Origin of the sequence: Shigella sp. FJ200513, from assembly GCF_040495915.1 — a bacterium.
In the GTDB taxonomy this organism is placed as follows: Bacteria; Pseudomonadota; Gammaproteobacteria; order Enterobacterales; family Enterobacteriaceae; genus ECMA0423.
Genome location: NZ_JBDYCV010000122.1, coordinates 1 through 9,929, shown reverse-complemented (window position 1 = coordinate 9,929; position 9,929 = coordinate 1). Strand labels below are relative to the sequence as shown.

Here is a 9,929-nt window from a genome sequence, read left to right as displayed (position 1 = left end):
TGATGGAAATGGAAGCCACGCAAGCACCTTAAAATCACCATCATACACTAAATCAGTAAGTTGGCAGCATTACCGAATTGAAAGATGTTTGTTAAGGCATGGATGCAAGCTATAGATTCTGATACGGTCAATAAAAGAGAATCGCTTAACAATTTTGCAAAATGTATTGGCGAGTAAGAACCGCATTTGGTACTTTCCGGGCAACCGCCAGACGATTCTTTATTGGTAATGAGAATAATTAACAATTAAAGAGCGTCGCGAAAGAATAATGTGTCTCGACAGGGGAGACACAGTACGAATCGACATAAGGTGATCGTCTGAATCACCAGAATAAATAAAGTCGGTGATAGTAATACGTAACGATAAAGTAACCTGACAGCAGAAAGTCTCCGAGCTTGTGCAGGGTCCCAATCCGGGATTACACATGCTGGTTAATACCAGTAATTATAATGAGGGAGTCCAAAAAACAATGACCAACATCACCAAGAGAAGTTTAGTAGCAGCTGGCGTTCTGGCTGCGCTAATGGCAGGGAATGTCGCGCTGGCAGCTGATGTACCCGCAGGCGTCACACTGGCGGAAAAACAAACACTGGTACGTAACAATGGTTCAGAAGTTCAGTCATTAGATCCGCACAAAATTGAAGGTGTTCCGGAGTCTAATATCAGCCGAGACCTGTTTGAAGGCTTACTGGTCAGCGATCTTGACGGTCATCCAGCACCTGGCGTCGCTGAATCCTGGGATAATAAAGACGCGAAAGTCTGGACCTTCCATTTGCGTAAAGATGCGAAATGGTCTGATGGCACGCCAGTCACAGCACAAGACTTTGTGTATAGCTGGCAACGTTCTGTTGATCCGAACACTGCTTCTCCGTATGCCAGTTATCTGCAATATGGGCATATCGCCGGTATTGATGAAATTCTTGAAGGGAAAAAACCGATTACCGATCTCGGCGTGAAAGCTATTGATGATCACACATTAGAAGTCACCTTAAGTGAACCCGTTCCGTACTTCTATAAATTACTTGTTCACCCATCAACTTCACCGGTGCCAAAAGCCGCTATCGAGAAATTCGGCGAAAAATGGACCCAGCCTGGTAATATCGTCACCAACGGTGCCTATACCTTAAAAGATTGGGTCGTAAACGAACGAATCGTTCTTGAACGCAGCCCGACCTACTGGAACAACGCGAAAACCGTTATTAACCAGGTAACCTATTTGCCTATTGCTTCTGAAGTTACCGATGTCAACCGCTACCGTAGTGGTGAAATCGACATGACGTATAACAACATGCCGATCGAATTGTTCCAGAAGCTGAAAAAAGAGATCCCGGACGAAGTTCACGTTGATCCATACCTGTGCACTTACTATTACGAAATTAACAACCAGAAACCGCCATTCAACGATGTGCGTGTGCGTACCGCACTGAAACTAGGTATGGACCGCGATATCATTGTTAATAAAGTGAAAGCGCAGGGCGACATGCCCGCCTATGGTTATACTCCACCGTATACTGATGGCGCAAAATTGACTCAGCCAGAATGGTTTGGCTGGAGCCAGGAAAAACGTAACGAAGAAGCGAAAAAACTGCTGGCTGAAGCGGGTTATACCGCAGACAAACCGTTGACCATCAACCTGCGGTATAACACCTCCGATCTGCATAAAAAGCTGGCGATTGCTGCCTCTTCATTGTGGAAGAAAAACATTGGTGTAAACGTCAAACTGGTTAACCAGGAGTGGAAAACGTTCCTCGACACCCGTCACCAGGGCACTTTTGATGTGGCCCGTGCAGGCTGGTGTGCAGACTACAACGAACCAACTTCCTTCCTGAACACCATGCTGTCGAACAGCTCGATGAATACCGCGCATTATAAGAGCCCGGCCTTTGACAGCATTATGGCGGAAACGCTGAAAGTGACTGACGAGGCGCAGCGCACAGCTCTGTACACTAAAGCAGAACAACAGCTGGATAAGGATTCGGCCATTGTTCCTGTTTATTACTACGTGAATGCGCGTCTGGTGAAACCGTGGGTTGGTGGCTATACCGGCAAAGATCCGCTGGATAATACCTATACCCGGAATATGTACATTGTGAAGCACTAATGGCAATACGTGGGGCAGGAGTGTCCTGCTCCACGGTGTCTGATTTTTATCGCATTACAGAAGGCACAGGCCAGAAGGTAGGGCAATGTTAAAATTTATTCTACGTCGTTGTCTGGAAGCGATTCCGACGCTATTTATTCTTATTACTATTTCGTTCTTTATGATGCGCCTCGCACCGGGAAGCCCTTTTACCGGCGAACGTACTTTACCGCCAGAAGTGATGGCCAATATCGAAGCGAAATATCATCTTAATGATCCGATCATGACACAGTATTTCAGCTACCTGAAACAACTGGCGCATGGCGATTTCGGTCCATCGTTTAAATATAAAGATTATTCGGTCAATGACCTGGTGGCATCCAGTTTTCCCGTTTCTGCCAAACTGGGAGCCGCCGCATTTTTCCTTGCGGTAATACTGGGTGTTAGTGCTGGCGTTATTGCCGCATTAAAACAAAACACCAAATGGGACTATACCGTGATGGGGCTGGCAATGACCGGGGTTGTTATCCCCAGTTTTGTGGTTGCGCCATTATTAGTCATGATATTTGCGATCATTTTGCATTGGCTGCCGGGCGGTGGCTGGAATGGTGGGGCGCTTAAATTCATGATATTGCCGATGGTGGCGTTGTCACTCGCCTATATCGCCAGTATTGCGCGTATTACCCGTGGCTCTATGATTGAAGTATTACACTCCAACTTTATTCGTACTGCCCGGGCGAAAGGGTTACCTATGCGGCGGATCATTTTACGCCATGCATTAAAACCTGCTCTGTTACCCGTGCTCTCCTATATGGGCCCCGCATTTGTCGGCATTATTACCGGTTCTATGGTCATCGAAACCATTTATGGTTTGCCGGGGATTGGGCAACTGTTCGTTAATGGCGCATTGAACCGTGACTATTCCTTAGTGTTAAGCCTGACCATCCTGGTTGGTGCGTTAACCATTTTGTTTAATGCCATTGTCGATGTGCTATATGCGGTTATCGACCCGAAAATCCGTTACTGATACTGGAGCTCGCGATGATGTTAAGTAAGAAAAACAGCGAGACGCTGGAAAATTTCAGTGAAAAGCTGGAGGTCGAAGGGCGCAGCTTGTGGCAGGACGCACGTCGACGTTTTATGCATAACCGTGCGGCGGTTGCCAGTCTGATAGTGCTGGTGCTGATCGCGTTATTTGTAATCCTGGCACCGATGCTTTCCCAGTTTGCCTATGACGATACTGACTGGGCGATGATGTCCAGCGCCCCGGATATGGAGTCCGGTCACTACTTTGGTACTGACTCATCCGGTCGCGACCTGCTTGTGCGCGTTGCGATTGGCGGGCGTATCTCACTCATGGTCGGTGTTGCTGCGGCACTGGTGGCAGTGGTCGTGGGGACACTTTATGGTTCGCTTTCCGGTTATCTGGGCGGTAAAGTGGATTCGGTAATGATGCGTCTGCTGGAAATCCTCAACTCCTTCCCATTCATGTTCTTCGTCATTTTGCTGGTGACCTTTTTCGGCCAAAACATCCTGCTGATTTTCGTGGCGATTGGCATGGTTTCCTGGCTGGATATGGCTCGTATTGTGCGTGGGCAAACCCTGAGTCTGAAGCGCAAAGAGTTTATTGAGGCGGCACAAGTTGGCGGTGTATCGACGCCGGGCATTGTTATTCGCCACATTGTGCCGAACGTACTCGGTGTGGTGGTGGTCTACGCATCGCTACTGGTGCCCAGCATGATCCTCTTTGAATCTTTCCTTAGCTTCCTGGGGTTGGGTACGCAAGAGCCGTTAAGCAGCTGGGGGGCATTGCTGAGTGATGGCGCGAACTCGATGGAAGTCTCTCCATGGTTACTGTTGTTCCCAGCGGGATTCCTTGTGGTGACACTGTTTTGTTTCAACTTTATCGGCGATGGCTTGCGTGATGCCCTCGACCCGAAAGATCGTTAAGGAGTGCAGCCATGAGCGTAATTGAAACTGCAACTGTGCCGCTCGCACAACAACAGGCTGACGCACTGCTGAACGTGAAAGATTTGCGTGTCACCTTTAGTACCCCGGACGGCGACGTCACGGCGGTCAATGATTTAAATTTTTCCCTACGTGCCGGAGAAACGCTGGGCATTGTAGGTGAGTCTGGTTCGGGTAAATCGCAAACTGCATTTGCGTTGATGGGCCTGTTGGCTGCCAACGGACGCATTGGCGGATCGGCAACCTTCAATGGGCGTGAAATCCTCAATTTGCCAGAGCGTGAACTCAATAAACTGCGCGCTGAACAAATCTCAATGATTTTTCAGGACCCAATGACTTCGTTGAATCCCTATATGCGCGTCGGTGAGCAGTTGATGGAAGTGCTGATGCTGCATAAGAACATGAGCAAAGCTGAGGCGTTTGAAGAGTCGGTGCGGATGCTCGATGCGGTAAAAATGCCGGAAGCACGTAAACGCATGAAAATGTACCCGCACGAATTTTCTGGCGGCATGCGTCAGCGAGTCATGATTGCGATGGCATTGCTATGTCGACCTAAGTTGCTGATTGCGGATGAACCCACTACAGCGCTGGACGTCACCGTACAGGCGCAGATCATGACGCTATTGAATGAACTGAAGCGGGAATTTAATACTGCCATCATTATGATCACCCACGATCTTGGCGTGGTGGCGGGGATCTGTGACAAAGTGCTGGTAATGTACGCCGGGCGCACGATGGAATATGGCAATGCGCGCGATGTCTTTTATCAACCCGTTCATCCTTATTCTATCGGTTTGCTCAACGCGGTGCCGCGTCTTGATGCGGAAGGTGAAACAATGTTGACCATCCCGGGTAATCCGCCAAACTTGCTGCGATTACCGAAAGGTTGCCCGTTCCAGCCACGTTGTCCACATGCGATGGAAATTTGTAGTAGCGCACCGCCGCTGGAAGAGTTTACGCCTGGCCGTCTGCGTGCTTGCTTTAAACCGGTGGAGGAACTGTTATGAATGCTGTAACTGAAGGAAGAAAAGTCCTCCTTGAAATCGCCGATCTTAAAGTGCACTTTGAAATCAAAGATGGCAAACAGTGGTTCTGGCAACCGCCGAAAACGCTCAAAGCCGTCGATGGTGTCACTCTTCGCCTGTATGAAGGGGAAACATTAGGTGTGGTAGGGGAATCGGGATGCGGTAAGTCCACCTTTGCTCGCGCCATCATCGGTTTGGTCAAGGCGACCGACGGTCATGTTGCCTGGTTAGGTAAAGAGTTGCTGGGCATGAAGCCCGATGAATGGCGTGCCGTTCGCAGTGATATTCAGATGATTTTCCAGGATCCGTTGGCATCGCTAAACCCGCGTATGACCATCGGCGAGATCATCGCTGAACCACTGCGTACTTATCATCCGAAAATGTCACGCCAGGAAGTTCGCGAGCGCGTGAAGGCGATGATGCTGAAAGTCGGGTTATTGCCTAACCTGATTAACCGCTATCCGCATGAGTTCTCCGGTGGGCAGTGCCAGCGTATCGGGATTGCTCGTGCTCTTATTCTTGAACCGAAGCTGATTATCTGCGATGAGCCGGTTTCGGCGCTGGACGTGTCAATTCAGGCGCAGGTGGTTAACCTGCTCCAGCAGCTGCAACGTGAGATGGGATTGTCATTAATTTTTATTGCTCATGACCTGGCCGTGGTAAAACACATTTCCGATCGTGTGTTGGTGATGTATCTCGGCCATGCAGTAGAACTGGGGACCTATGATGAGGTCTACCACAATCCACTACATCCTTACACCAGGGCATTGATGTCGGCAGTCCCCATACCTGATCCGGATCTGGAGAAGAACAAAACCATCCAGTTACTGGAAGGGGAATTACCGTCGCCGATCAACCCGCCTTCCGGTTGTGTTTTCCGTACCCGTTGCCCGATTGCCGGTCCGGAGTGCGCCAAAACACGTCCTGTTCTGGAGGGGAGTTTCAGACACGCCGTTTCTTGCCTGAAAGTCGATCCGCTTTAAAAACAATAAGGGCTGACAGTTGTCAGCCCTTTTTCACGCTAAAAGCGATTATTTATTCCCGCCAGATGATATGGCAAAGTTTGTGATCTTTTTCGCGGCATAACAGAATGCGGGCGAAAACATCGCTGATTTCACCATCTTCACTGTCCGCCAGACCAATCACCACTTCGGCAAAAAAGTCCGGGTTCAAATCGAAATCAACATGTTCCTGCCAGTCTTCCGCCGGATCGAATAACTCCGCGCCGCCGCGCTCTTCAAACTGAAGATTGAACAGCAGAACATCAGCTGGATCGAGATTGTCGGCAGCCAGTTCGAGAAAAATATCGTAGGCCTGCTCAAGCGTTTCATCTTCAGTCAGGCGATTGTTTAGATCCATATCCATAGTCACTACCTGTTTAACCTCTGTTGGCGACGTTTTACAGCAACGGGCTGAAGAAGTAAAACAGTCGCTCGGCGACACGTTGCCATAATGGACGTTTTAGCCATAAACGGGCATCGAGCAGACGTGAACGCGAAATATAATCGTCCTGAACGGCGGCAAGGTCTGCACCAAAACCTTTATCGTCGATTGCCAAGGTAATCTCGAAATTCAGCCACAGACTACGCATATCAAGGTTAACGGTGCCAACCAGACTTAGTTCGCCATCGACCAGCACGCTCTTGGTATGCAGTAACCCGCCTTCAAACTGATAAATTTTAACCCCAGCAGCAAGCAGTTCCGTAAAGAATGCGCGACTGGCCCAGCCGACCAGCATCGAGTCATTTTTTCGCGGAAGGATAATACTGACATCCACCCCGCGCTGCGCCGCCGTGCAAATCGCATGAAGTAAATCATCGCTTGGCACAAAGTAGGGCGTGGTCATGATCAAATATTCATGCGCCGAATAAGCCGCAGTCAATAATGCCTGGTGAATGAGATCTTCCGGAAAGCCGGGGCCAGAAGCAATTGTGTGAATGGTGTGACCGCTGGCCTGTTCAAACGGCATAATATTGACATCTGGTGGTGGCGGCAGAATACGTTTTCCGGTTTCAATCTCCCAGTCGCAGGAATAAATAATCCCCATCGCGGTGGCGATGGGGCCTTCCATACGCGCCATCAGATCAATCCATTGCCCTACGCCCGCATCTTGTTTGAAGTAGCGAGGATCGACCATATTCATGCTGCCGGTGTACGCGATGTAATTATCGATCATGATCATCTTGCGATGTTGGCGCAGGTCCATACGGCGTAAAAACACACGCATCAGATTGACCTTTAAGGCTTCGACCACTTCAATACCGGCATTACGCATTAGCTCGGGCCACGGGCTGCGGAAAAAAGCCACACTCCCGGCGGAGTCGAGCATCAATCGGCAATGAATACCACGCCGTGCAGCCGCCATTAATGATTCAGCCACCTGGTCCGCCATGCCGCCGGGCTGCCAGATATAAAACACCATCTCAATATTATGGCGCGCGAGCTGGATGTCGCGGATTAACGCCTGCATCACATCATCTGACTCGGTCATCAGCTGTAGCTGATTCCCTTTGACCCCAGCGATCCCCTGACGACGCTCGCAAAGCTTGAATAATGGCGCAGCGACACTGCTATTTTCTTCGGCGAAGATATGCTTACAGGCTTTAAGGTCGTTAAGCCATTTTGCGGTGGAAGGCCACATCGCTCTGGCGCGCTCAGCGCGGCGTTTGCCTAAATGGAGCTCGCCAACGGCAAGATAGGCAATAATTCCGACTAACGGCAGAATGTAAATAATCAACAGCCAGGCCATCGCGGAGGGAACTGCGCGTCGTTTCATTAGAATGCGTAAAGTTACGCCTGCAATGAGCAACCAGTATCCCAGAATGGCCAACCAACTCACCAACGTATAAACGGTTGTCATAGATTAGAAATCCTTTTGAAAGCGCATTGTTATGAGTTTACGCATATGGATTCATCTGGCAAATAAAAACGCGGGAAAAGCACTGGTCAGCGTCGGGGGCGGGGGTATAATGACCATTCTGTTATTGCATAGAGTAGTTAACATGAAGCGGAGTAGAACGGAAGTGGGGCGCTGGCGCATGCAGCGTCAGGCTAGCCGACGTAAATCGCGTTGGCTTGAGGGGCAATCGCGCCGAAATATGCGTATCCACAGCATCAGGAAGTGCATTCTAAACAAACAGCGTAACTCGTTATTGTTTGCGATCTACAATATCTAAATGTACTGGGCACCATTGCGGTGCCCAATAAGTTTACTCTTCCGTCTTTAAACTCTATTTTTGCGCCGATTCTTTACTGTCAGCTTTCGTTTCTTGTTCATCGTTATCGCTGAAAATACCATGACCTGAGTTCAACAACATTGAAACGAGCATATCATTATTAATCTCTTCACCATTTAAAACTCGCGCCAGAATTTCGCTGCCAAACAGTTGCGGTGAGAGAATGATATCCGGATGTACCATCTTAATCTTATTCAGGTTTTTGCTATCACTGACGGCGAGAACTGTTTTGACATCACTGCTCATATCTTTTGCCGAGAGTACAACAAACGCGTTATCTGCATCGTTATCACTCAGCGCCAGAATGGCCCGGCAACGATCGATTCCCGCTTTCTTTAATACTGAACTGTCATTACTGTCACCGGGGATAACATCAGCGTTATCGCCTAAGCGTTGCTCAAGTTGCTTGATATCATCTTCAGGCAAGTTGCTGATAACCGTTACGTTTTGTCCGCGTTGATTCAGTTGCAGGATCGTATTGATGGCGAGAATCGAATGTCCGCAAACAATAAAATGATCTTTACGATGCATTGTATGATTGTTTCCTTTTAAAAGTTTGTTGAATCCCCCGCGGATAAGCGGACCAAAAATTGAGGTCATAGATGTGGCAAAAACGGTAATGCCGGAAATAATGACCGAAATAGTGAACAATCGTGCTGATTCAGAAACAGGGACAATATCTCCATAGCCGACGGTTGACATGGTTTCTATCGAAAAATAGAACGCGGTCATCAAACTTTCTATTCGCGGATTAAAACCTTCGCTTAAATAAAGCGCACCGTAGGTTGAGTAAAACAGTAATGTCGTGAAACTAATAAATGCAAAAATTGTCCCGGCTGCGGCGCTACTGTGGGAGAAGTCTTTGCGCAGTATCAGCAAAAACACCAGCGTAAAAATGCAAAATCCAATACTAAATTTCAGCCAGGGATAAAAATGCAGGGTGTAAATTAGCGCTATCAACAACAAAATGATACTGATTGCCCATGCGAGCTTTGCCCGGAACAGTAAGCCAATGGAGTTCAGGACAAGAAAGACGCCGAGCATAAATAGTGGGGCGTTTGCCAGCAAGGAGAGATCCAACTCTGAAAATGCTTTGATATGGAAAATATCAAGCAAATTGACCGACATACCATAGATTGTTTTAAAAATAAGCAATCCATTTAAAAAGACGGCCAGCGCGAGAATGTCGTGCCGTAGGGTCACCCATAAATTTGTTGCTGTTTGTTTGAATGTAGCCCAGTGACTCACTGATACCTCTGTAACCACAATTTTGTTTAATTATCTTAGCGTGCACATTTTCTGAACATACATGCAGCGCGTGAATGTGTTAAACAATAGTAGATGACTTTATCCGCAGTAATCAAAGGTTTTGAGTGAGCAACTCTGCGTCAGGAAAGGGCTTTTTTCCTGAACATGCTCACATCATATAAAGAAATACAGATAAAGTTATTATCTGCTTGTGGTAGTGAATGCACTGACCGGCTATAAGGAAAGGCCAAACAAGAACACGGTTGCAAAAACCGTGCCCTTAAATATTGGATCTCTATGAGGTAGCCTGAGTTTAACGGACACTCCTTCCTGAAATAGAATGGCATCAGAAGGAGCTAATAATGAGCAGAA

At 48.2% G+C, this 9,929-nt stretch carries 9 protein-coding genes; 6 read left to right on the top strand and 3 right to left on the bottom strand.

Going from position 1 to position 9,929, the window contains the following annotated elements; translation table 11 throughout:
* The first annotated feature begins 469 nt into the window (after positions 1-469).
* The 5 genes from oppA (at position 470) to oppF (ending at position 6,056) form a co-directional block, all read left to right on the top strand.
* Positions 470-2,101, top strand: a complete 1,632-nt coding sequence (oppA, locus tag ABZJ92_RS18550) for an oligopeptide ABC transporter substrate-binding protein OppA (RefSeq protein ID WP_005049680.1) — start codon at positions 470-472, stop codon at positions 2,099-2,101.
* A gap of 85 nt (positions 2,102-2,186) precedes the next feature.
* Positions 2,187-3,107: an oligopeptide ABC transporter permease OppB gene (gene oppB, locus ABZJ92_RS18545; RefSeq protein ID WP_000911112.1), complete on the top strand. Its 921-nt coding sequence runs from the start codon at positions 2,187-2,189 to the stop codon at positions 3,105-3,107.
* A 14-nt stretch (positions 3,108-3,121) separates the two neighbouring features.
* Positions 3,122-4,030 carry an oligopeptide ABC transporter permease OppC gene (gene oppC, locus ABZJ92_RS18540; RefSeq protein ID WP_000979659.1) on the top strand — a complete coding sequence of 303 codons (909 nt, stop codon included), beginning with the start codon at positions 3,122-3,124 and terminating at the stop codon, positions 4,028-4,030.
* Positions 4,031-4,041: 11 nt separating this feature from the next.
* Positions 4,042-5,055 carry a murein tripeptide/oligopeptide ABC transporter ATP-binding protein OppD gene (oppD, locus tag ABZJ92_RS18535; protein WP_000110954.1) on the top strand — a complete coding sequence of 338 codons (1,014 nt, stop codon included), beginning with the start codon at positions 4,042-4,044 and terminating at the stop codon, positions 5,053-5,055.
* Positions 5,052-6,056 (top strand): murein tripeptide/oligopeptide ABC transporter ATP-binding protein OppF, encoded by a 1,005-nt coding sequence (gene oppF, locus ABZJ92_RS18530; RefSeq protein ID WP_000994905.1) that lies wholly within the window; start codon positions 5,052-5,054, stop codon positions 6,054-6,056. The genes oppD and oppF overlap by 4 nt, the downstream gene beginning before the upstream one ends.
* Before the next feature lie 52 nt (positions 6,057-6,108).
* Here oppF and ABZJ92_RS18525 read toward each other — a convergent pair whose 3' ends face one another.
* The gene (locus tag ABZJ92_RS18525; protein WP_000366962.1) at positions 6,109-6,438 is read right to left on the bottom strand and encodes an HI1450 family dsDNA-mimic protein; all 330 of its coding nucleotides are present in this window, start codon (positions 6,436-6,438) and stop codon (positions 6,109-6,111) included.
* A gap of 34 nt (positions 6,439-6,472) precedes the next feature.
* The gene (gene cls / locus ABZJ92_RS18520; RefSeq protein WP_000214515.1) at positions 6,473-7,933 is read right to left on the bottom strand and encodes a cardiolipin synthase; all 1,461 of its coding nucleotides are present in this window, start codon (positions 7,931-7,933) and stop codon (positions 6,473-6,475) included.
* Positions 7,934-8,075: 142 nt separating this feature from the next.
* On the opposite strand from cls, the gene ABZJ92_RS18515 reads away from it, so the two are divergent.
* On the top strand, positions 8,076-8,249 hold the full coding sequence (locus ABZJ92_RS18515; protein WP_001309467.1) for a YciY family protein: 174 nt from the start codon (positions 8,076-8,078) through the stop codon (positions 8,247-8,249).
* A gap of 54 nt (positions 8,250-8,303) precedes the next feature.
* Here ABZJ92_RS18515 and kch read toward each other — a convergent pair whose 3' ends face one another.
* Positions 8,304-9,557, bottom strand: coding sequence for a voltage-gated potassium channel protein (gene kch / locus ABZJ92_RS18510; RefSeq protein ID WP_005049683.1), 1,254 nt, complete (start codon positions 9,555-9,557; stop codon positions 8,304-8,306).
* Between the last annotated feature and the right edge of the window lie 372 nt (positions 9,558-9,929).